Raw genomic sequence first — 24,618 nt, 5'->3', positions numbered from 1 at the left:
TTATCTCAATTGATCCCTATTTAACCGGAGTAGCTACTGGTTTACCTTTTTCTACGACATAGGTTGCTAATACTTTTGTCGAGCCAGAATTTGTATTAATTCCATCATGAACCAGACCATTTGGAATAAAAAAGGTTTGTCCTGCTTGAATTATTTGGGATGGCTTTCCATCAATTTTGATTTCTAATTGACCTTCCATGACATAACCAATTTCCTCTCCAGGGTGGGTATGTCGACCAGCAGCAAGACTAGTGGCATACTTTTTTCTTAATCTAATTTGTGGGGCTTACCATACCTGCCTTCACTCGGATAAACATAAGTTGTCTTAACGGGCCCCATGCCGATGATTTGAACTTCGACGGGCTCTTTTAAAGAACCATCAAAGTGAACAGCATTTGCAGGATGAAACATGATACTTCCTTCTGGCATCACAATAGTACTCTTTGGATCCCAACTAGCATCCGTTCCGGAATACCAAGTTCCTTTAACCACAGTAACCCATCGATCCTGATCATGCGAGTGAGGAGTGCTCATTACTCCAGCTGGAAAAATATTTCTCACAACATAAAGACCTGGTTTATTGGGGTCCCCAAATAAAACCGTATTTTTAATCCCATTTTCAGCATCTTTCCATACAATTTCGCTAGTTGTCATTTTTATAAATCCGCCAGGTAGCGAAGTTTGAGCGTTAACAGCAGCTGCCATGACCCCAAGAATTATTGTTAAAAAAATTTGTGTTAATTTGTAGCTACGCATTACCTCTCTCCTTTATGGATTATCAAATTGAAGGCCACTATCTCGTTAATTGTTTTGCCAACTGATCAATTTTGCCGATAGTCTCAAAATTTCTTACCAGCGTAATGACACTCTCAGCCTTCTTATGTGGAAACTTTGCAAAATCTGTATTTTGCAAAAACTTTACCGCTACCTCGTCATAACTCATGGGGTCAGCTGGACTTCCCTTTCCAAAGTCTGCTCGCCCTGAGATTGTGCGACCATCCGTCATTTTGATATCAATGATGGTCGTCATCTTGTCGTATCCAGCCGCCTCAGCTACAGGGTCAACAACAAAATCAACTTTCTCAATCATAGCTTTCACATCTGGGCGATTGACCACCTGATCATTAAATTGTGCCAAGCCTGCTTGACCATCTAAGAGCAGGATTGCCATGCAAAATTCCATTGAGAATTTTGCTTGCAGCTCATTGGTCGGACGATGATGAATGAGTGCGTTTGGCATATTGCTATTTGTACCTACTCGCACCCTGACCACATCTTTTGCCTTAATGTTATTTGCTTTAATAAGCCTTTGCATCTCTGTCATACCAGGATGATTTAGAGAACCACACGGAAATGGCTTAATAGATATTCCAGGATCGTCGAATGTCCAAGGATTGCCAAGCTTTCCTTGAATCGCATTGACATCATATCCACCACCAGCGGCATTAAAAAATCCTCTTGGGGCTTCTAAGATTTTATCGGCTGCAGTCCAGCCTCCCTGGGCAAACTGCGCGGCAACCACTCCGCTCTCTGCGGCTCTTCCCGCATGAAAAGGTTTAGTCATCGTACCAAAGTTTTCCCTCAACCCAGCCGCCTCACTTGCTGCAATTGATAGAGCCCTAATAGTTGATGGAACATCTAGATGTAACAATTTTGCAGCGGCTGCGGCAGCCCCAATAGCACCTAAGGTACCCGTTGAATGAAATCCTGCTTGGTAGTGCCGCGGGTTAATTGCCTCAGCAACTTTACATGCAACTTCTACGCCAATTTGATAAGCTAGCATCACCTCTTTACCGCTTGATTTCGTCAATTGACCAATAGCTAAAGCGGATGGCAAGACAGGTGCGGTGGGATGGGTTAATAAACCATAAACACGATCTTTAGCTACGGCAAGCTGGGTATCGTCATAATCATCAGCATGTATATCAATACCATTTGCAAATGCAGCAAAGCGAGGAGCGGTGGTAATATTTGTGCCAATAATGATTGCCGGTCCAGAACGAATATTAAGGCTAGCAATTTGCTTGCGGGCAATGTCCCCCAATTCTGTGGCACTACCCGAAATTGCTAAGCCCAACCCATCCAGAAATGATTTTTTACCAAGAGCTAAGGTGGAAGCAGGAATATTATCAAATTGGGTATTACAGATAAATTCTGCTACGTAGCGAGTAAGGCCCTCACCCATAACACTAGCCTTGCTTTCGCCTGCTGCGAATACATTGCCGATCATGCCAGTTTGCGCTAAAAGTAATGTAGTTCCCTTTAAGAAAAGGCGACGATCGCTATTCTCATTCATTCCTGTCTCCTTATTGTTTTTATTAATTATGCATTCATTAAACAAGGTGAATTTTAATACGAAGTGCAACTTTGAACAATGAGAGGAGGCTAAGGATGATTTAGTATCTAAAGCTTCTAGACCGCCAAGTCAAAGCAGCCATGACCTATAAACACCTTAGCCAAGAAGAACGATATCAGATTTATATTTTAATGTCAGCCGGAAATAGTCAACAACAAATTGCCGAGTTGCTAGGTCGCCATAAGTCGACGATTAGCAGAGAGATTGCTCGTAATACGGGCGGTCGAGGTTATCGACCTCGACAAGCCTGTTTGTTGGCTGAGGAACGCTCCCTGGGGTCTCGTAATGCAGGGAGAATTAGCGCTGAACAGTGGTCTAAGACAGTAGATTATCTCCATGAGAAGTGGAGTCCTGAGCAAATAGCCAGCGAGGTTGGGATTAGTCATGAGACGATTTATCGTCATGTTTATGCAGATAAAGCTGCTGGTGGAAGCCTTTGGAAAGCATTACGTTGTCAAAAGAAGCGTCGGAAGCGGTATGCTGGTGGTCAAGATCGCCGTGGCCAGATCATTGGCCGAAGGCCGATTAGTGAGCGGCCTGCCCATATTGAAGAAAGAGCACAGGTTGGTCATTGGGAAGGCGATACAGTGATTGGATCGAACCACAAGCAAGCTATCGTTACGCTGGTTGAGCGTAAAAGTGGCTATGCCGTCCTCAGTAAGGTAACGAATAAAACATCAGATTTAGTAGGTAATGCCATCATTCATGAACTCAAGCCATTTGCCCCACTCGTAAAAACCATGACTTTTGATAATGGGAAAGAATTTGCAGAACATCAACGGATAGATGGTGAGCTTCAATCCACCACTTATTTTGCAGATCCCGTTGCAAGTTGGCAAAGGGGATCTAATGAAAACTTCAATGGACTACTCAGGCAATATATCCCAAAGAAACGACCATTATCTACAGTAACTCAAGAGGAGATTAAAATGATTCAACATCAATTAAATAACCGACCAAGAAAAAGATTAGGATTTAAAACACCCAACGAAGTTTTTATGCAGTCTATAAAGCGTGTTGCACTTCGTACTTGAATCCACGAAATGTTCTTATTGATAAATGTAGAATAATAATGACTAATAAATATAATAACTCCAATCATAAACCCCAAACCAATCCAATAGAACTCATTCGCTCAATATATGCCAATCGAGGTCTCATAGTGACGCTATCGAAAAGAGAGATTTCAGGGAGATATAAGGGATCCTATTTTGGAATTTTATGGTCTCTCTTAACACCCTTAATCATGTTAACCATATATACATTAGTATTTTCAGAAATATTCAAAGTAAAGTGGAACCCAATTGAGTCTGCTGCAAATGAAAAAAAAATCCAATTTGCTTTAATAATATTTTCCGGAATGATTATTTTTAATTTTTTCAGCGAAATCATTAGCCGTTCTACAAGCATAATTAGACTTCATACAAATTATGTAAAGAAAGTAATTTTTCCACTTGAAATATTGCCGATTATATTAATTTGTGATGCTGGGTTCCATGCGCTGATAAGCTTTTCTATATTAATTATCGGAATCATCACAACGGGTACATTGGAACCACTCAAGATTTTACTTTTACCTTTATTTCTATTTCCTTATGTAATTCTTTGTCTTGGAATATCGTTCTTCATTAGTTCTATTGCGGTTTATATAAGAGACTCTGGTCAAGCCGTCTCTTTACTTATTACAGCACTGATGTTTCTTTCACCCATTTTTTACCCCCTATCCGCCGTTCCCAAAAAATTTAATAACTTAATAGCCTTAAATCCCATCACGTATGTAATTGAAAAAATAAGAGGAGACTTATTTTTTAATTATTCCCATGATATTTACAGCTTAATAACTTACTATTTAGCCTCAATACTGGTACTTATAGTGGGATTTCATTTCTTTCAGAAAACTAGACTGGGCTTTGCTGATGTCCTCTAAAAAATATGCGCTTTTAGTAAAAGATTTAGGGAAAAAATACTCTATTTATGATTCGCCGATAAGTAGATTAAAAAATCTTATTGGGATTAATCTTGATTTTTTAGTAAGCAAACGTGCAGCTGGGTCAATAAAAAAAACAATATGGTCTCTTCAAGATATTAACCTTGAAATTGAGCATGGGAAGTCTCTGGGGATAATAGGAAGAAACGGCAGCGGAAAGTCAACGCTACTGCAATTACTTTGCGGCACACTAGATCCAACCACTGGCACAGTTATCCGCAATGGAAAAATTGCAGCCCTACTTGAATTGGGATCGGGATTTAATCTCGATTTTACTGGTAAAGAGAACATTTATATAAATGCATCGATCTTAGGTTTAAGTACTAGCGAAATTAATGATCGGTATAGCAAAATTGTAGAGTTCGCGGATATTGGAGATTTTATAGATCAACCAGCAAGAACTTATTCATCAGGCATGGTTATCCGTGTAGCTTTTGCTGTGATGGCTCATGTTGATGCCGATATCCTAGTTATTGATGAGGCTCTTGCAGTAGGGGACGCAATTTTCACACAAAAATGTATGCGGTTCATACGAGAATTTCAAAAAACAAAAACAATTGTTTTAGTAAGCCATGACATCTCAAGCATTCAAAGTCTATGTTCGGACACTTTGTGGCTAAAAAATGGTGCAATTGAATTATTTGGCGATACCAAATCAGTCACCGAAGCTTACCAAGATTTTGTGTTTAAAGAGCTCTATGGAAGTGCCAGTAAAAATTCTAATACTAGCAAGAATAAACTAGCAGGAATCCCAGGCACACTAATTTCTGAAACTAACAATCTATCTTCAGGTTGGAAAACGGGGCTTTGCGAAATCACTTCAAGCTCTCTAGTTTCACTTGAGCCAGACCAAATAAACCTTTACAAGGGGGGGGAGACGGTTAGACTCTCCATAACAATTCGAGCTCTTGAGGATTTACAAAACCCCATCATAGGCTTCATTATCAAAGATAAATTGGGTCAAATAATTGCGGGTGAAAATACAAGTTCATCAAAAATATTTAAAGACTTTGCCTTATTAAAATCGAATGAAGTGACCACAAATTTTGAATTTGGCTTGCCCCTACTTGCTTCTGGAGATTATGCAATTTCGATTTCAATTGCAACAGGAAATCTCATGAATTTAGTTCAACATCATTGGGTTCATGATGCACATATTATTAATGTCTACTCTCCCATTGAGCGTTATGGATTAGTTGGCCTTGATATTAAATCAATAAACAGCAATTCTTAAAGTGTTCGACAAATTTTGTCTATGTAGAGCACCTAAGAAACAGCCTTTACTCTAGAGTGCACACAACATATAAATTTAGATTCGATTAATGATCGCAGCGATAATAAGAGAAATGGTACCCTTCCAGGTTTGACGATACAAGCCCGCCACCTCCATTAGTCGCATTCGATCTTTTAAACTTCCCGCGCGCATTTTTTTTAAGATATTTAAAATTTCTACATTCGCGGAGGTAAGCAAAGGGGTTGCTTTATCTAGGGCATTTATAGACAAATCGCTCCAACCCTTAAAACGCCCATTAAGAATAAATTTCATTCTTTTAAATTTACTAAAAATTGATACATTTGCCCCCACCAATGAATGAGCGTGCTGTCGATATAAAACTTGTGGATCTTGATCATAAAAAACTTCACCACCACAGCCCGTTACAAGTTGATAAATCCACCAATCATGAGAGGAATGCTCAACCATCCCTACGCGCTCTAAAATACTCTTGGCGTCACGGTTGAAAACCATAGTATTACCTCCCGCTATACTCTGCACTAATGCATTTCGAAATGTTCGGGGGAATACGAATAAAGGTGAAATGCCAATTTTTTTTAGCCCCTCATCCACATAAGTTGTTCGTCCGCAATAAAGATAAGGAATTCCATCCCTTTGACGCCGCTTAATATTACTCAGGGCAATGGCTAGCTTTTCAGGCAACCAAACATCATCCTGATCACAAAAAGCATAAAAATCAGAGACAATACTGCAATCAACCGCCATAGATAGAAAGTTAGAACAAAAACCTCTACTTGGACCCTTGCGAATGAGTAACTTACCAGGAGACCATTTTTTTTGATACTTGTAAAGAATGTCCAAGGTGCCATCCACTGAACCATCATCGCTAACAATTAAATACCAATTGTTATGTGTCTGCAATGCTATTGATTCAAGTTGCTCAATAAGAAATTTTTGACCATTGTAAGTGGCCAATAATATTGCAACGCAGGAATTAGACATATTCATTTAGCGCTATAAATTTTTCCAAATACGCCTAAATTCATATTTTCCGTAATTATCAAAATGCAATCTACCACTAGACATATTACCCTCACTCACGGCCACTGCTACATCCGGGTTGGCTTCTAAGTACCCAGACTCATCAAAATTAAACTCTGTAGCCAAAGGTTTAATTAGATTTTCTAATTCGCAAATTAGTGATGAGTAATTTCGGCCAGCGTAATGAAAGTTTGAAAATAGGCTATTTTTTCTTTGAGCTATCTTTGATTTGGGCTCATCAATAAATATGGATAATCCTTCTGGAGATTCAGCATATGAATCTTCTTCAACGTTAGTGCAGCTAAATTCATGATTTTTAACTTTATCTGAAAAATGGGAAACATAAGTGCCATATGCCAAAAGAGAGAAATCATCTGATTTGACAATATCTAATGAAGAAAATAATTTATCCCATGCATCTCCAGAAATATCTGGTGAATAATTTTCAACTACAAATCGATGAGCATTTGTTGAAATTTTTTGAGAAAATTGAGGATTATTTATTAATCTCTCAATGCCTTCAACCCAGGCATTAGTTTCATTCTCAACAAGCAAGCCTGTTACGCTATCACTAACGATGTCAGAATAAGGGGGAACATTAGAGCAAATTACAGGGATTCTAGCCATCGAGTAATCGAAAAATTTCACCGGGCTTTTGCAAGAACTAAATAACGAATCATCCAAAGGAATAATTCCAATGGGATTTTGGAGGCTCGAGAGAAGTTGACCAAATTTCCGATAGGGCAAAATATCATATCGAATGACATCAATCCCAGCTGATTCAAAATGGTTTCCTGGCGGACCAATGACTATAAAATTAATTAAAGTACCAAAATTCAATTTTAGTTTCTTTAAAACAGGAATTAAAAAATCTACCTGAACAGAATCAGAGGATGCAATAACCAAACAAAATTGACCGCGAACTTTATCATTCATAGTTATTTCGGGGATAGACCAGGCGCAGTTAGGTGTACAGAAAATATTTTTATTAAACTTTTCAAATTCCCGAGCAAGCCTTGGGGTTGTTGTACTCAAAGTATCAGAACAAGTAAGAATGGTCTTTAATCGCTTTTTAGATAAATCGTCTAGCTTATGATGAGAGAGAAAATCAGGAGGATCCAGAAGAAGATCATCAATCTCAAATACTACTTTTTTGCCATGTTTCTGAAGCAATGACGCTAAATCAATAAAATCTTGACCAGACTCTCTATGAAAAATAAATACATCACCCCAGTAAAAATCATCAAAGATCAAATCTTCAAAAACGCGAAATCTAATAGCCCCATCGTATCTGGATGCCCAATTTTTTAGGGGGAAAATAAGCCTGAGATTAAGCAGCGAGGCGTTTTGAAATGCGCTATAAATGACAACGGCTTTAATTTTTGCCGGGCTAACGCTCAATCTAAACACATTCTGAAAAACCTTTCCATCATTCTCAGAATTATTAATTGACTCAACCATTCTCACCAAATCAGGCTTTAAGGTTAAAGAGCACATATTTGCTGCTAACTCTGTGGGTAGTTGGACAGACTTTACATCATCAACATGTAGACCAGCTTTGACAAATAGATCACAAGAACTTTCTTTCGTGAAAAACCGGAGATGCGTCCTATCCAATATTCCAAGATCAGCATATTCCCAACGACCATCCAATAACATTGCCCTGATAGCGTAATGGCTAACGTTTGGCAATGATATGATTATGAGACCATTTTCAAGCAACCTACTCTGACAAATTTCTAATATTTCTTGGGGATTTGCGGTGTGCTCCAATACGTCACCCAATAGAATTATGTCGAATCGGCTATAAATATCATGACTCAGATACTGAACAATATTTCCTAAGAAAACGTTATCAAGAACCTGCTTAGCCCTGCTTGCCGCTACTTTATTTACCTCTACACCAACAACAGTGTGACCACAAGATTTTAAGTGTCCTCCAAGGTAACCCTCAGAACAACCAAGGTCAAGAATCCGTAGTGGGCCATTTTTGGGGTGTGCACTTATAAAATCTATGGCTAGAGTATGCGAATTATTTTTATTGGTGGTATCTATAACAGCTTGATATGTACCCATATGAAAATGAAATCTACTTAATTAAAGATAAATGAGATGAGGAAATTTTTCTGGAATCGATAAAATTAATATGAGATTAAATATAAAAAATATATTAATATCGCTCCGTAACTCTAACTTATAGTAGCAATACTAACCTGTAATAGCCCCTATTTCAACCGAACATAGTTTTTAAAGTAAACGACTAGGCGTAAGCCTAGTCATATGACTATGTTTAAGGAAAGAAAATGGAAACAATTCATGTTGTAACGGAAGTCCAGCGAAGAAGGCGTTTTTCAGTAGAACAAAAGATTCGTTGTGTGCAAGAAACTAACCAACCAGGCATTTCAGTCTCGCATATTGCACGAAAGTATAGTATTTCTCCTAGTCTGTTATTTCTTAGGAGAAATCGTATGGCTGAAGGCGGAAAAAAAGCGATTGCGGTAGATGATGAGGTAGTAGCTGCTGCTGAAGTGAAGGAACTGAAGCAGCGTATTCGTGAATTAGAAAGAGTCTTGGGTAAAAAAACCTTAGAGAATGAGATCTTGAAGGATGCCGTAGATTTAGCTCGCCAAAAAAAACTGATCTCGCAGTTGCCCTCGTTGCCCGAGGACGACACTCTATGAAAATGATTGCACAAACACTCGGCATATCTAGATCGCATTTAAGCCAAAGGATGAAAGAGACTCCTAAGGCACGCAGTAACTATCAAATGACGAGCGATGCGGAGGTGTTGCCTCAAATCCGTACTTTAGTCGATCAAAGGCCGACTTATGGTTATCGTCGGATTGGAGCTTTACTCAACCGCCTCCGTAAAAGTTCAGGATTACCCGTTTTTAATCATAAAAAAGTCTATCGACTCATGAAGCAAAACAATCTGTTATTAACCAGACACACGGGCAAACCGATGCCCGAGAGGATCCACGAGGGGAAAGTAATTACCTTACGATCCAACTCACGTTGGTGTTCGGATGGCTTTGAGATTCGTTGTTGGAACCAAGAAGTGGTTCGGGTTACATTTGTATTGGATACCTGTGATCGAGAAGTCATTGCATGGGAAGCAACGACAGGAGGCTTTACGGATGAGACCATTCGAAACTTGATGTTGATGAGTGTAGAACAGCGTTTTGGTCAATATCAAACACCACATCCGGTGCAGTGGTTAACGGATAACGGCTCTGCTTATACAGCGAAAGAAACGATGGAGTTTGGTAAACAACTAGGTTTAATCCTGTGTTTTACGCCCGTTAGAAGCCCTCAATCGAATGGCATGGCAGAAGCATTTGTTAAAACGTTTAAACGGGATTATGCCTATATCAACGATCGTCCAGATGCAAAAACAGTGATGGGATGTCTCAATGATTGGTTTAATGATTACAATGAAAATCATCCTCACAAAGGATTAAAACTGAAATCTCCGAGAGAATTTATGCGGGAAGTAGCAGCGGCACTATGATCGGTTTTATAGGGGCAACTACAAACCTAATATTCAATAAAATTATTATTTAATATGGTGAATTCTAATACGAAGTGCAACTTTGAACAATGAGAGGAGGCTAAGGATGATTTAGTATCTAAAGCTTCTAGACCGCCAAGTCAAAGCAGCCATGACCTATAAACACCTTAGCCAAGAAGAACGATATCAGATTTATATTTTAATGTCAGCCGGAAATAGTCAACAACAAATTGCCGAGTTGCTAGGTCGCCATAAGTCGACGATTAGCAGAGAGATTGCTCGTAATACGGGCGGTCGAGGTTATCGACCTCGACAAGCCTGTTTGTTGGCTGAGGAACGCTCCCTGGGGTCTCGTAATGCAGGGAGAATTAGCGCTGAACAGTGGTCTAAGACAGTAGATTATCTCCATGAGAAGTGGAGTCCTGAGCAAATAGCCAGCGAGGTTGGGATTAGTCATGAGACGATTTATCGTCATGTTTATGCAGATAAAGCTGCTGGTGGAAGCCTTTGGAAAGCATTACGTTGTCAAAAGAAGCGTCGGAAGCGGTATGCTGGTGGTCAAGATCGCCGTGGCCAGATCATTGGCCGAAGGCCGATTAGTGAGCGGCCTGCCCATATTGAAGAAAGAGCACAGGTTGGTCATTGGGAAGGCGATACAGTGATTGGATCGAACCACAAGCAAGCTATCGTTACGCTGGTTGAGCGTAAAAGTGGCTATGCCGTCCTCAGTAAGGTAACGAATAAAACATCAGATTTAGTAGGTAATGCCATCATTCATGAACTCAAGCCATTCGCGCCACTCGTAAAAACCATGACTTTTGATAATGGGAAAGAATTTGCAGAACATCAACGGATAGATGGTGAGCTTCAATCCACCACTTATTTTGCAGATCCCTTTGCAAGTTGGCAAAGGGGATCTAATGAAAACTTCAATGGACTACTCAGACAGTACATCCCAAAAAAGCGACCATTATCTACAGTAACTCAAGAGGAGATTAAAATGATTCAACATCAATTAAATAACCGACCACGAAAAAGATTGGGCTTTAAAACACCCAACGAAGTTTTTATGCAGTCTGTAAAACGTGTTGCACTTCGTACTTGAATCCACGTATATTATGAAAGTGATGATGTTTATTTAGGCGGATGACATAAAAATTTCACCCCCTAAAACATACCACATATCAAAATTGATAAGGCCTATTTAGTACAGCAAAATATTAAAATTAATAGAATAAGTATCTATTTTTTAGCTAACCTGCAGGTTATATTTACTTCGAATCTTATTTTCAAGCATCAACGGACTTTAGGTTTTGGAGTAATATTTCATAGTAATCCTCAAGAGAGCCTGGCTTACCCCCTGAATATAGGGACTCCTTAAACGAGGGAACACCTTTTGGAATTTCCTCTATGGCAGATTCGATTAAATCCACTAGACTATCGCACACTGGGTTATACGGAATAAAATTATCTGAGAGATTTTTTAAAAGAGAAGCATCTCTATTTTCAAATATATTGGTGATAGTGGGTATTCCGGATGCAGCTGCTTGAAATGCAATAACGCCTGGGTGGGGTGCATAAATCATGGACACTACGAGATCACAGGAAGATAAAATTTCTGTATAGTCTTCCTTTGAAAGCTTGGTCACTACATATACTTGGTTTCCATTAATTCGATAGGAATAAGCAGTGTCAATAGTTCCAATCATGTATATCTCAAATCCACTATTTCTTCCACAAAACTCATTCACTGCAACCATAATCTCATGAGGAAGATTTCTACTATGAAATGATTCCGGACGGTAGTAGAAGAAGATCCGTTTTGATTTACCTGCTTGCAGTTTAATTACCTCAATTTCAGGCTTAGTAACAAAAATATTTTGCCCGTTGATTAATCCCTTATTTAAGAGAAAATTAGTGAGCAGTTGCGTGGAGATCACTAAATTACGCGTGGATGCAATGGCCCTCTCCCCCATGAGATAGGCGTCACCATATGGGTAAAATCCCGCTTCAAACTCTTGACAATAGTAGACAATACGATTTTCACGATTCGGAAGTATTTTTCGAGCCTCATGTACTAATTTAGCGTTGTATGCAATTATTAAATCTGGGCAGACGACAAATTTATTAATATCTTCAATATCAATCACTTCAATTTTTTTTATGTAGCGCTCAACAAGACTTTTGTCGTAACCTACATTTTCAACTGCAAGGACTATTCGGCTAAATTTTTCGAAAACTAATTTATGTTTTTTAAAAAATTCTGCATAACCCGCATAAAAGAACTCCTCCTTCAGATCGGAAAACAATATCAAGAGGAATAACCCAGCACCATTCGGCATCGCTACTAAATTTTTAAACCCTCTCAAAAGTACTGATTGCGAAGGCGCCAAGTATCCATGGGGATAATTTGGGGATATAGAAAATCTTGCATTCAGCTGTTGGTCACTATAAATCCGGTTTTCAAATTTACCGGCTATGCAGTAGTGCACGTAGCCACATGAAAGATGCCCTATTTTGACGGCCTCTGCGATGTCAGGATATATCTGCTTATAAAATTCTTCATCAAAGTCTATTTTGCTAACTTTACTTGCAATATGTTTTTTTAATTCGTCACAGAATTCTGAAAACTTTAAATCTTTTAACTCCGACTCTGAGTGGGCCATTCCCCAGAGGTGATTATCATGCCCGAACTTATTAGGATGGTTTTCTGAAATTGTTGAAAAAAATTGTCCGCCCCTCTGGAATAGCAAATTATATTGTGCCTCTTGTATTAAAGAGCCTAAAGTATTTTTATCTTCAACGAAAATAATGTTACTGTCATAACTGACTAATTTTGGCCTTCCGATCTTAATCCATCGATACCCAGACCTCTCGCAAACGTAGTAATAAAGTCTTTCGATAACATGCCCCAGAGAATTGTCCAATTGACCATCTTCTACCTGAAATTCATCGAGAGTTAGGCCTATATCCAATAGCGACTTTAATGCCGCTGATCTACCCCAAAACATTGACCCAGAAGGAAAATCTATTTTTCCATCGAGGGCAATATTAATATTCATTTTTTTGCAAAATCTTTTCGCTGCCTCGAAATTCCAACCCCAACCAATACTGTTTCGTATGATGTCAAAATGAGCAGGGCCTATAATTCCGAGTTGCTTATCTGCATAAAATGCATCAAAGATATTTCTGACAATATTTTCTGAACCTAACAAAGTTTCAAATAAGTACCGCCTCCAACTAGATAGCTCTGCAAGATGAGGGGATTTCTTTGAATGTAAATGTAGAAAAAACTCATAACGCTCATAAACATCTCTATATGAAATAAGCTTGGGGGCTATATCCCTTCCCCGGTTCTCAACTAGTCGAACCTCAACCGCTCCTTTCTTCCATCCAGCCAATTCGCGCAATATATAATTTTTTTTCTCCTCCGTATCGGTTGTTATGAATAAATCGAACTGATAAGGCACTCTTAATATGTAATCCATGATTTCAGACGCTAGGTCTACATAAAATATATGGCAAATTATTGCAATACTTGGGTTATTTGCTTCATCATCCATCTTATAGTTAAAGGGTATTGCAAAATTTGACTCGTCATATGGCGGTAAATAGTGTGGATTTTTTTTTGCATCACCTTTGAAAGGAGTGGGGATTAAGTCTTTCTTGTGGTTCTTTTTGCTTAAGCCCGTAAAGGAAGATAAAAATCGAAAAGGCTTAGTAAATTTCCATGAATTTGAACTCAAGATCTCATTGGTCACTTGGCGCTGAGCTAAAATTGACTGGTTAAGGGACGAGATATGGGTATCTTTATCCTCGATAGATAGTATTAGCGCTTCTAATTTTTTCTCTTGACCTATGAGTTTATCCCTCAACTCTGAGATTTCTGTATCGCGGGCAATGATCGATTCGTTAAGGGACGAGATATGGGTATCTTTATCCTCGATAGATAGTATTAGCGCTTCTAATTTTTTCTCTTGACCTATGAGTTTATCCCTCAACTCTGAGATTTCTGTATCGCGGGCAATGATCGACTGGTTAAATTGAGCTAATCGGTTATTTGAATCTAGTAGAGAATACTTTTCTTGGATCTTTTTACCCAATGAAGAAAAGTACCCTATGATCTTTTGTTGGCTGGCTCCATCAGCGAAAATCCAATCTAAGCTTGCGTTCTCCGCCCCTCCATCCAGTCTAATAACACCTAGACCATGAGAATGAAAGAACTCAAAGTTTTTTTGATATCTTTCTTTCAATTCTTCGAAAAGTTTCCATACGCCAAAGTTGTTATCTCTTACGTTTGTGTCGTGGAACAGTACAACTGCACCAACATTTAATTTGGGTAACCATTGCTCAAAATCATGTTTTACTGCCTCATAAGTATGAAGCCCATCAATATGAAGCAAATCAATGGAGGAATTTCTAAATGCATTAAATGCGTCATCAAAGGGCATTCTGATTAACTTAGAAAATAATTTGAAATTCTCTTGATTAAATGAATAAACATCTTGAAATACATCCTCTCCATATTCTCCCGAATGGGCATCACCTAACCACGTATCTACTGCAAAACATTTTGTTGGAAGACTGTGATCAGAAACGGCTTGACAAAAGCTAAAATAAGAATTTCCAGAATGCGTTCCCAATTCAACAAAAATTTTAGGTTTTTGCACCTGCATAATCCATGATGCAAAAGGAATATGGCCTATCCAACCGGCAGGAAATACAAGTCTTGATGGAAGAAATTCTGCTGCAGATAATAATTCCGTAAAAATACTTCCCCTATTCACGCTTACCACCTTTTAAAATACACAAATCTATCAATAGTTAAGACTCTTCCAGCTATTGAACATAGCTGATGGGATACTATAAAATTGCTTGTCATCAATTATACCAATTTCTACTAAAAAATAGTCTGGGAGGGTAATCTGGTTTAAGTCTAAATAGACATAGACAGAATTAAAGAACCAATCCGCAGACTCATAAAAATAGATACTACTCTATAGTATAGGTATTCTATTTTTATAATAAACAGCAAATTGCACAACACATCAAAAAATAATTTTGGACTAGATTTAGTTCGAACTATCGCTATTTTATTAGTCCTAGCCTCACATTTTTATAGCTTGTGGAAACCGCAAACACCACGCATCCAAATCTTAGAAGCAATCACTGGGCGTATTGGCGTTGAATTATTTTTTTCTCTAAGTGGTTTTTTAATTGGCAACATTCTCTTAAATATGGCGCAAGTTGAATACACATCAAAATCTCTAGTAAATTTTTATTTACGCCGGTGGTTTAGAACATTTCCAGCGTATTACGTTGTATTAATATTGCTATGTATATACTACTGGAGGTTTGATTACCCTTCATTTGTATTTGCACAAAACTTCTTTCCATTCAATACTTGGATTCCATACACATCACCCACCTGGACGATTGTTCTAGAGGAGTGGTTCTATTTTTTTATTCCACTTCTAACATTGATGGCTTGTAGCTTCATGAGAAAAATTGAACCAAAGAAAGTTATTTTGATGGTTTGTTTTTTTATTTCTATAACCTGTCTAACCTGTAGGTGGCTTTACTATCACACTTATAGTACTGGCATGTTGTGGGGGGCTGATATTGATATGAGTCCACTGTTTAGGTTGGATTGCTGTATTTATGGTTTGTTTGCAGCATACATCGCAAAATTCATTACACCCTCCTTAGGGAAAACTAAGTCTATCTCACTAATATTGATTGGGATATCAGGCATAGGCGTGGAGGGTTGGATATGGACTGAGTCATTTACTATTGACCATATATTAAGCTCCGTCAATTTCGCTCATTGGGTTTTTATTTGGTTAGCTGCCTTTCCAAATGTTCTTGAGATATTTTCTGCATTTATAGTGCTCGGCATTTATTTCTTGTTACCCTCATTTAATAATCCGATGAAGTGGATTATTACTAAAATTGCATCTATATCGTTTGGTTTATATCTTGTTCACATGCCAGTGCTGATGGTTCTTGACTCATATTCAATCAAAAATAAAGTCACTGAAATACTCTTAGTAACTTTGTCCGCAATTCTTCTAAGAAATTTCATTGAGATTCCCTTTTTAAGCATACGAGAAAAATATATAAAATCTTAGAGGTGAGTACAGCTTTCAAAAGATAGCTATTGACTTCATGACATTAAAAATCAATTAGATTTATACACCCCCCCCTAATGCACATTCAAATACCAATGCACCCCGGTACCAACATTATCGGTAGTCTGCCCTACGATAAAGTGACCATTTATGGCGGTATGCGGCAGGACCACATCAGGACCGTAAGCGTCCGGTCAGTACCGTCTTGACGTTCTTAAATCTTTAAGTTCCAAGGCAGAAGGTCATCAACTTGATTGACTGGATAATCGGCAATCACGTTTAATACATGACTCAGATAGGTTTCAGGATTAATACCATTCAACTTCACCGTGCCGAGCAAACTATACATGGTCGCTGCGCGCTCACCACCAGCATCAGAACCGAGGAACAAATAGTTCTTTCTACCTAAAGCAACTGTTCGTAAAGCACGCTCAGCAGCATTGTTATCTATTTCAATCTGGCCATCATCAAGATAACGGCATAATGCTTCCCACTGATTCATGGCATAGCCGATGGCATCGGCTGCCAACGATTTACGAGATACAGTGCCCAACTGTTCTTTGAGCCAAAGATGTAAAGCTTCAACGATTGGTTTAGCCAGCTCTTGTCGAACCTCTCGTCGTCGTTCCGGTGGACTACCTCTAATACCAGACTCAATTTGATAAAGTTCACCAATTTTCCTAAGAACATAGGTCGTAATCGGTGTCGGTCCAGTTTCATGGATATCATAAAACTTCCGTCTCGCATGTGCCCAACAAGCGGCCTCAATCACACGACCTGTTTCAAAGATGGCATTATAACCAGGATATGCATCTGCTTGAAGGATTCCTTGATATTCTTTGAGGTGGGTCTGCGGATGGATCCCTTTACGATCCGGTGAGTAGTTAAACCAAACGGCTGGTGCCGTTGTGTCACCAGCAGGACGATCATCTCGCGTATATACCCAAAGACGACCTTGTTTCGTTTTACCATTACCAGGAGCAAGAACATTAATCGGGGTATCGTCTGCATGCAACTTCCTTGCCGCAAACACATAACGCTGTAAAGCTGCCATCAGTGGCCGTAATAAATGATGCGTTCCACCCACCACATCGCCTAAGGTACTTTCGCTCAGCTCAACGCCTTCACGCAGTGCTTGTTGGCATTGACGATAAATCGGTAAGTGATCCATATACTTGGAGATGATCACATGACTCATCAGGCCAGGGCCAAATGAACTGCGCGCAATCGGACGGCTAGGTGCTGGTGCTTGTGCCATACGATCACAACAAGTACAACTTAATTTTGGTCGAATATGACGGATGACACGGTAGCTAGCTGGAACGTACTCGAGGACTTCGCTGACATCCTCACCAATCTTCTCCCAAGAACCACCACAATCCGGACAAGCAGCTTCGCTGGGTAAATGCTCTTCAATTTGCCGTGGCAAGTGATCTGGGAGAGGACGACGCTTTGGAGCACTACGTTCCCTTGGTTCAGCAATCTCAGTTAATTGGGGTTGAGTACCTTGGGTAATATGCAGCTCTTCTAGTTCAAGTTCAAACTGATCAATTTGGACACTGAGTTTTTCAGACTTTTGACCGAACATCGCCCGTCGAAGTTTGGCGATCAATTCGGTTAACCGTTTGATTTCTTCGCTGTCATGAACTCGACTAACTTTGAGAGCATTACGCTCAATTAAAATCGTATTTCGTTCCAACTCTAAAGCATCAATTTTTACCAATTGCGCCGACAACATCGCTTGTAATTCAGCAACATTATCAGGGAGTTGGCGACTTATTTCCATAACATTTATTTTATCAAATTAGTCATTTTTTATCAGGCGGTTTCAAGGTTGAAGTGCAAAAATTGCTGCATGATGCTGCCTAAAATCAAATGCCTCGGGAGTGAACAACTGGGCAGGACATTTGAACCCTAGTGATTTGCGTGGTCTCGTGTTTAGTTGCCATGCAATTCGATCTAAATCCTCCTGGCTAAAGATACTCAAATCTTCTCCTTTTGGCAAGTATTGTCTGAGTAAGCCATTGGTATTTTCATTGATGCCTCGTTGCCATGGACTATGAGGATCGGCAAAGTAAACCTTAACGCCAGTATTTTCTGTGATCTGGGCATGACGAGACATTTCTTTTCCTTGATCGTAGGTCATTGATAAACGCTTTTGACCTTCAATGCGATTCAGCACATGGCTAAACCCCGTTACTGCAGACTCCGCCGTAGCTTTTTCCAATTTAGCTAAAACCGTAAACAATGTCGTTCTCTCTACAATCGTACCTACCGCCGTACGGTTCCCTTTACCTTTGATTAAATCACCTTCCCAGTGTCCTGGTACGAGTCGTTCTTCCACCTCCGGTGGACGGTCATGGATACTGACCATATCCGGTATTTGACCACGACGATCTTCACCACGTGCTCTAGGTTTTCGTTTAGCATGACCAAATCTTAGCCAACCAATAACTTCTGTACGCAACTCACCACGCGGCATTAAGTAAATGGCGCTATAGATCGTCTCATGCGATACCTGTAGGCTAGGATAGTCTGCGTTCACAGTCTTTAGTGTGCCAGCAATTTGTTCTGGAGAGTAGCCTTGTTTTAAATAATTCATGACCACCTTCCAAAGTTCACTCCCCACTAGTAATCGACGAGCTACTCGTGGAACTACAGATAAACAATGTGCACGATCTTGGGCTAAAACGGCACGATATTTACCAGCGATCGGAGGTCTTCCACGAACAACGATGCCAGTCGATTTTACCCAATTATTTCTTTTTAACTCTCGAGTAATCGTTGAAACTGATCTACCAAGACTTAAGGCAATCCAGCTGGGTTTAAATCCCCAAATTAACTGCGTTTGAATTAAACTACGTTCTTCCATACTTAATTGTTTATATTTTTCCATGAAACATTTTCTTCCTAAAAATGTTGCACTTCAATTTAGAGCGCGCCTAGTAATTGATTGCATAGGATTTATAAGAACGCTACCCACAACTACCAAGAATTGATAATGTCATAAATCAATACATCAGAAGAATCATTTACCAAAATATGCAAAAAAATATCGTTGAATATGAAGCATTAATTGAAGCATTTCAATTATCACCCTATCCAACAGTTAAACTTAACAACTATTTTCAAATATATACCGATTTATTTCAACATTTAATAGATTCCCAATGTACGTTCATAGAAGTTGGGGTGCTAAGCGGTGGATCACTCTTTATGTGGAGAAAATGGCTTGGGAATAAGGCCCGAATAATCGGCATTGACTTAAATCCTGACGCGTTGAAATGGAGAGAATTTGGATTTGAGGTCTATATTGGAGACCAAGGAGACCCGTTATTCTGGCAAACAATATTGCCAGAAATAGGTACGTTTGACGTTATTTTGGACGATGGCGGTCACCAATCATTTCAACAAGTAACCACACTTAACGCAGCAATTGAATTTTCTAAAAACGATTGTCTGGTCGTTATAGAAGATACTTGCACTAGCTTTATGAAAGATTTTGCAAAGCATGGTGCCACCTCTTTCTTGGAATATGCTAAATCGGCAACTGATGTCATAACCGCTAAAGACTGTAACTTTTTTCCAGGCCAATTTCCAGATTTTAAAAATACTCAATCCATTAATTTATTCAAAAATGTTCATAGCATCCAATTTTTTTCGAATATCATTGCTTTTCATTTGAGAAAAAATACCCCGAATGAAGTGGATTTAATATGGAATAAAGAATCTAAGGATATGCCGACTGATTTTAGATATGTAGGCAAAAGCGAAACCTTGGTTAATTGGCCAGACCCAATGACAAATAAAATTATTAAAATAATGGGCGGCAAATAATTACAAGCATTGGTCAAATAGTTTTTTCAACTCTTTAAACTCCAGTGATCATAACTACCTAAATTATTTAGGTTAGTACTTTCACCAACTATTTTGCTTTTAGTAGCAAATTTTTTAGCTACAACCACTGTAAATAATGGTGCAGGAGCATATTGCATTCTCACTGAAATGTCTGGCGTTATGGCCGATGGCACGATTACAGCCGACCCAATTTCCCTTGCACTTAGGATTTCAAAGCCGGTAGTCTGATTAAGTAAGCCATTCCAACTATGAACACTCATTCTCCAATAGTCCCAGGGCTCGGCATGAAGAGGCCATGTTGTTGGGACTTTTGCAATAAAAAGGCCGCCTTGTTTAAGAACCTCATTAGCTTCAGATATGAAGGCAATAGGATTATTCAGGTGCTCTATCACATCATCTGAATAAATTACATCTATTGAATCGGGCTCCACTAACCTACTAAGCTGATGTGCATCACCAACAATATTTACGTTTTGATGTGGCGATATATCTATTCCGATATATTTAAACCTATGATCAACTTTTTTCCTGATACCGGCACTTCTCAAGCCTCTAGCTCCGATTTCACAAAAAATAGGCTTACTTGGCCAATCCTTATTTTTAAAATATTCTTCTATAAACTTGAATTCATATGAAAGCTCTAAAAATTTATCGCGTTGACTAGAAGCCAGGGATATTAATTCTATTGTGCCATCATTAAAATAAGCCTCTAATTGCAATTCCTCTATGAGTTTTTCAGGAGGTAATTGATCATTATCTTTTTCATCCTGAAAAGTAGCATATAGAGCGTTAATCTGATGTCCTTGAAATGAAAATTCAGGGCCTAATAAAGTCATAAGCATTGGAGAGGGCAATGGATAGCGAGTGGGTTGAGGTTTTAAAGATTGATCTTTAAGCCTAACTTCAGCATCTATTTGATTATTTGTCCACCACTGGATTGTTTCTAGCGGCACCGGGCTAATCAACTGCAAACCACAAAGTGTGGCGTTAGGTCGATGCATTTCAAATTCAAGATGAAGATAATTTCTAAATTGATATAAGCCATTTATGGCAACTAAAGTACCAAAGTTAGTTTCCTGTCTGCTAACATTTTCTTGATTTTTAGCTTGGTCAATTTTGAAATCAAGCATCAAAGGACTGCATAAAAATCTGAAATCAACTTCTTTCGAATCAATAGAGAGATTTTTTGAAAAAATGAATAAGTGTGAGCGATTAGTTCGATAAGGAGTAAATTTAATAAAAATGTTGAGCTGGTTATTCGCATCCAGATCTATAGAGCAGTCTTGAATCTCTTCTCCCAATACTTGAATTTTACCTAGATGATCAAACTCAAGGTAAGCCTTTTGCATCCGAGAAGTGAAACCACTAGCTTCTATTCGAAAATATGTAGAGCTTTTCGGAGAAATTGTGAGCTCAATTGAAGTGCTGCAACCACTATAAAAAGGCACTAAATACGCAATACCAAAATGGTCTAGCCTAGAGTCAGAAGCTAACACCTCTACAGACCCTAGATCACCTTCACTTAGTTGCGAATTAACAGCAGTCAACTCGCTTGAATACCCAAATTGCATCGATTGACTCATGACTTATTCGCACCACTATAGATGGTTTGACTTTTAATGCACATTCAAATACCAATGCACCCCGGTACCAACATTATCGGTAGTCTGCCCTACGATAAAGTGACCATTTATGGCGGTATGCGGCAGGACCACATCAGGACCGCTGTTATTAAGGGCTTCAGTGCTGAGAGTTTGAAGTTCGGTATTGAGCGCGGCAATACTATTAAAACCCAGATCTGCTAAGGTATGGCCCGATAAGGTAATCATATTTAGAGCACTGTTAACGTAACTCGTACTAGAACCATCAGGAGCGAGGTTGTTCATATACAGGGTAAGGCCGGTATAGTTAGTCGCGCCATTAATCACAGGATAAATGGTGTTTAAAGAACTATCGGTAGGGTTCCAGCCCCAAATGGTCAAACTATCCGAGCCAAAGCTAAAGTCGGTAATCGTAGACCAAGAGGTGCCTGCAGCCCTGCCATCTAAAAAGAAGGTATCAGCATGGCCTGTACCACCAGCAATAAAAGAAGATCCAATGCCACCAGCAATCACATCATGGCCACCATTGCCATTAATTGCCTTAGGGATTGAGGTATTGGTACTGGAGAGGTAGATAAAGTCATTCGTACCTAGCGAAGCGGTAATGACTGCACCATCAGTGCTGTCAATCAGCTGGTAATTTAAAGAGCTTACTGGGCCGGTATAGATACTGGGCAGAACATAGCCAGCACCACCACCAGTGGTGTCACTAAAGGCAGGAACTCCTAATTTACTCATCACAGAGCTATTACTAGAATATTGGTCTGCTGTTAGAGAGATCGGATTGCCATCGGTTACGGTAATCGAGCTAATCTTAGAAGCATCAGCTTGCAAGGTAGCAAGGTTGGCAGAGATATTAGCTGCGGTGTCGGTCACTGCCATGGAGCTGATGTGGCTATTACTATAGTTAGTAGCAACACTATTTGCCACTACGCCGCTGACATTTAAGGTGTAATTACCAGATATCTTGTTTAAGGTTGTAGCATCATTGGCTAACTGAGTAGGGGTAATGGCTAAGGCTGCAGGTGTTCCACTTTGGGTAATACTGGTGATCTTTGCAACATTGGTTTGCAGAGCATCTAAGTTACTTGCAATATTAGCTGAAGTATCAGAGAGGCTATATACAGAGGCCCCCAAGAAATCTAGGCTACTTAAAAAATTAGCCACTGAACCTGTAATAGTTGCCGCAATAGAATAATTTGAGCCTGCAAATTGCAGATAGCTGGCTAGATAGATTGTGGTTGTGCCTAAGGTAGAGCCAAGGTCGGTAACAGTGCAATTGCCTACGTTAACAGTTACCTTATAGTTGCTTAACACCCCTGAAAAGGCTACGGTATCGAAGCCACCGCCACCGTAGATAATATTGTTAGCGGATTGCACATAAAAAATATCGTTTCCACTCCCTCCGTTAGCGGTAATAGGCTTAGATCCCGTAATGTAAAAAGTATCTGAACCAGTGCTCAAGGATAAGTTTTTTAAGGGTGTATTTACGCTCCAACTATCAATACCAGTAATAACTACTGAATCTGTTATTTGGGACCCAATTGGGTTATTGAGATTGGCGTAAATCTCTTTAAGAGTTGTGATTGATCCGGAACCAACATTGACTGCATTAGTCGATATATTAAAACTTACCGGAATGCTCCCGGAAATGTAATATCCCACACCCAAGAGAGTATTTGGGTTGTAAACAATCTCAGTATATGAAGTGACTGTTCCAGAGTAAGTCGTTGCAGATGTACTTTGAAAATATCCACTAATAGTGTCTTGGACATACGCTGATGCTGAAATCTTAAAAGTCTGTACAAAATCTGTAATTGTCTGATTGCTAGAGGGGCTACTAAAAGAGGGGTAACCAGTCCAACCAAATGTCCCATAAATTTGAAGAACCGTGCCATTATTTTTATTGACAAAGGCCACTTCGGTTACTGAAGATCCGTAGGCGGATATAGTCCCATAATCATAGGCAGTGTAATTTGGACTATTTAAATAAAAAGAGCCGTCCAAAGCAAAGCCGTAGGATGTGTATCCGTAGTAATTTTTATAAAAATTATAGTCAGCCAATTGATTTGATGAGTAGCTGAGATAGTAGCCATAACCAGATTGAATAGCTTGTGCTAGCGTATTTGCAGAATTTGGAGCAGAAGTAGCAATGTCCTGATTTAGATTTATCAGTCCATTAGTATTATTTAAAACAGTAATGATGGCCATAATTTTTAATTAAGATTTTCTAAAATTAAAATGCGTTATTACTTAATTGGTACATTAGATGGCTACCGATTACTATTTGATTTATAAAATATTTTAATTTCTATAATGATTAATTCTATCAACATACCGTAGATCAGGCAATCTGTGAATGTCTACCTAATTAGCACCCTAAGAGCGAGGATTTTTTTATCAGATCCATCGGAGCAAAAAAACAGTGGCTAAGACTCTAAAACTCAATAATCGCTCAAAAATAGATAAAAATATACATACATCGGAAAATAAGACTACTCATCTCAAGGCCAAGATCAAGATCACGTTTACCATTCTTTGACTGGAAATAATTATTTGTGGCAGGCGTGTGAGGAAAGAAATTAAGAATTAGCTAATTTCTATAAGTATTTTTATAAGTTCGAGCTTTTTTAAGACGTGTTATCCAGCTTGAATTTACTATCAGCATTGGAATTAGAATGCTAACGATATACACAGGGGCCTCCATAACCCAGGCAACCAACATCACATCTACCAACCCAAATACAAAATAGCTAACAACAATCATGATTCCTAAAACAGCAGCACGCTGGATTTGTAAATCAGGGTCAGAAAGCGCTCTTATAAAATAAAGTAGCGGGCCAAAAAAGAGTGCCAGAACACCTATTAATCCGAAAATCCCAGACTCTACTTGAGCATA

At 39.0% G+C, this 24,618-nt stretch carries 17 protein-coding genes and 1 pseudogene; 7 read left to right on the top strand and 11 right to left on the bottom strand.

The annotated features are described in order from the left end of the window. Positions 1-16: 16 nt before the first annotated feature. The 3 genes from AOC35_RS00090 to AOC35_RS00080 are packed head-to-tail and all read right to left on the bottom strand — an operon-like array spanning position 17 to position 2,296. Positions 17-277 (bottom strand): cupin domain-containing protein, encoded by a 261-nt coding sequence (locus AOC35_RS00090; RefSeq protein WP_108645189.1) that lies wholly within the window; start codon positions 275-277, stop codon positions 17-19. Continuing rightward, positions 268-756 carry a cupin domain-containing protein gene (locus tag AOC35_RS00085; protein WP_108645188.1) on the bottom strand — a complete coding sequence of 163 codons (489 nt, stop codon included), beginning with the start codon at positions 754-756 and terminating at the stop codon, positions 268-270. The genes AOC35_RS00090 and AOC35_RS00085 overlap by 10 nt, the downstream gene beginning before the upstream one ends. Positions 757-793: 37 nt before the next feature. Next, positions 794-2,296, bottom strand: coding sequence for an MmgE/PrpD family protein (locus tag AOC35_RS00080; RefSeq protein WP_245898375.1), 1,503 nt, complete (start codon positions 2,294-2,296; stop codon positions 794-796). 140 nt (positions 2,297-2,436) lie between these two features. Between AOC35_RS00080 and AOC35_RS00075 the strand changes: the two genes are divergently transcribed. Genes AOC35_RS00075 through AOC35_RS00065 form a run of 3 tightly spaced genes read left to right on the top strand, consistent with a single transcriptional unit; the run spans position 2,437 to position 5,577 of the window. Further along, positions 2,437-3,390 carry an IS30 family transposase gene (locus AOC35_RS00075; protein ID WP_108645187.1) on the top strand — a complete coding sequence of 318 codons (954 nt, stop codon included), beginning with the start codon at positions 2,437-2,439 and terminating at the stop codon, positions 3,388-3,390. Positions 3,391-3,428: 38 nt separating this feature from the next. After that, positions 3,429-4,283 (top strand): ABC transporter permease, encoded by an 855-nt coding sequence (locus AOC35_RS00070; RefSeq protein WP_108645186.1) that lies wholly within the window; start codon positions 3,429-3,431, stop codon positions 4,281-4,283. Further along, on the top strand, positions 4,273-5,577 hold the full coding sequence (locus AOC35_RS00065) for an ABC transporter ATP-binding protein (RefSeq protein WP_108645185.1): 1,305 nt from the start codon (positions 4,273-4,275) through the stop codon (positions 5,575-5,577). Before AOC35_RS00070 ends, AOC35_RS00065 begins: the two co-directional genes overlap by 11 nt. A gap of 75 nt (positions 5,578-5,652) precedes the next feature. Here AOC35_RS00065 and AOC35_RS00060 read toward each other — a convergent pair whose 3' ends face one another. Beyond that, positions 5,653-6,585: a glycosyltransferase family 2 protein gene (locus tag AOC35_RS00060; protein ID WP_108645184.1), complete on the bottom strand. Its 933-nt coding sequence runs from the start codon at positions 6,583-6,585 to the stop codon at positions 5,653-5,655. A 6-nt stretch (positions 6,586-6,591) separates the two neighbouring features. Then, positions 6,592-8,694, bottom strand: a complete 2,103-nt coding sequence (locus AOC35_RS00055; protein ID WP_108645183.1) for a methyltransferase domain-containing protein — start codon at positions 8,692-8,694, stop codon at positions 6,592-6,594. Between the two features lie 227 nt (positions 8,695-8,921). Between AOC35_RS00055 and AOC35_RS00050 the strand changes: the two genes are divergently transcribed. Both AOC35_RS00050 and AOC35_RS00045 read left to right on the top strand, forming a co-directional pair. Next, a protein-coding gene (locus AOC35_RS00050) for an IS3 family transposase (protein ID WP_425440617.1) occupies positions 8,922-10,129 on the top strand; the annotation gives its coding sequence in 2 pieces (ribosomal slippage) (positions 8,922-9,246 and positions 9,246-10,129; 1,209 coding nt in all). A gap of 151 nt (positions 10,130-10,280) precedes the next feature. Then, on the top strand, positions 10,281-11,234 hold the full coding sequence (locus AOC35_RS00045; protein WP_108645181.1) for an IS30 family transposase: 954 nt from the start codon (positions 10,281-10,283) through the stop codon (positions 11,232-11,234). Between the two features lie 184 nt (positions 11,235-11,418). On the opposite strand, the gene AOC35_RS00040 is transcribed toward AOC35_RS00045, so the two are convergent. Next, positions 11,419-14,916, bottom strand: coding sequence for a rhamnosyltransferase WsaF family glycosyltransferase (locus AOC35_RS00040; RefSeq protein WP_159077389.1), 3,498 nt, complete (start codon positions 14,914-14,916; stop codon positions 11,419-11,421). A gap of 249 nt (positions 14,917-15,165) precedes the next feature. Here AOC35_RS00040 and AOC35_RS00035 point away from each other — a divergent pair, with 249 nt between their 5' ends. Continuing rightward, a complete protein-coding gene (locus AOC35_RS00035) occupies positions 15,166-16,260 on the top strand; it encodes an acyltransferase family protein (protein WP_159077388.1) in 1,095 nt (364 codons plus the stop codon). A 214-nt stretch (positions 16,261-16,474) separates the two neighbouring features. Here AOC35_RS00035 and tnpC read toward each other — a convergent pair whose 3' ends face one another. Both tnpC and AOC35_RS00025 read right to left on the bottom strand, forming a co-directional pair. Beyond that, complete coding sequence (gene tnpC, locus AOC35_RS00030; RefSeq protein ID WP_108645178.1) at positions 16,475-18,046, bottom strand: IS66 family transposase; 1,572 nt, start codon at positions 18,044-18,046, stop codon at positions 16,475-16,477. Between the two features lie 42 nt (positions 18,047-18,088). Next, entirely contained in the window at positions 18,089-19,156 is a 1,068-nt protein-coding gene (locus AOC35_RS00025) for an IS30 family transposase (protein WP_108645177.1), read from the bottom strand. Positions 19,157-19,302: 146 nt separating this feature from the next. Here AOC35_RS00025 and AOC35_RS00020 point away from each other — a divergent pair, with 146 nt between their 5' ends. Further along, positions 19,303-20,097 carry a class I SAM-dependent methyltransferase gene (locus tag AOC35_RS00020; RefSeq protein WP_108645176.1) on the top strand — a complete coding sequence of 265 codons (795 nt, stop codon included), beginning with the start codon at positions 19,303-19,305 and terminating at the stop codon, positions 20,095-20,097. A gap of 26 nt (positions 20,098-20,123) precedes the next feature. On the opposite strand, the gene AOC35_RS00015 is transcribed toward AOC35_RS00020, so the two are convergent. From AOC35_RS00015 to AOC35_RS00005, 3 genes and pseudogenes are all read right to left on the bottom strand, one after another. Beyond that, a complete protein-coding gene (locus AOC35_RS00015; protein ID WP_108645175.1) occupies positions 20,124-21,701 on the bottom strand; it encodes a methyltransferase domain-containing protein in 1,578 nt (525 codons plus the stop codon). Positions 21,702-21,734: 33 nt separating this feature from the next. Continuing rightward, positions 21,735-23,930: a beta strand repeat-containing protein gene (locus AOC35_RS00010; RefSeq protein ID WP_108645174.1), complete on the bottom strand. Its 2,196-nt coding sequence runs from the start codon at positions 23,928-23,930 to the stop codon at positions 21,735-21,737. A 382-nt stretch (positions 23,931-24,312) separates the two neighbouring features. Beyond that, positions 24,313-24,618 (bottom strand): annotated as a pseudogene (locus tag AOC35_RS00005) (hypothetical protein); the annotation flags it as partial.

The organism is Polynucleobacter rarus (assembly GCF_003072505.1).
Lineage (GTDB): Bacteria > Pseudomonadota > Gammaproteobacteria > Burkholderiales > Burkholderiaceae > Polynucleobacter > Polynucleobacter rarus.
Note: the sequence above shows the minus strand (reverse complement) of the source record. Positions and strands in the feature narration are given on the sequence as shown.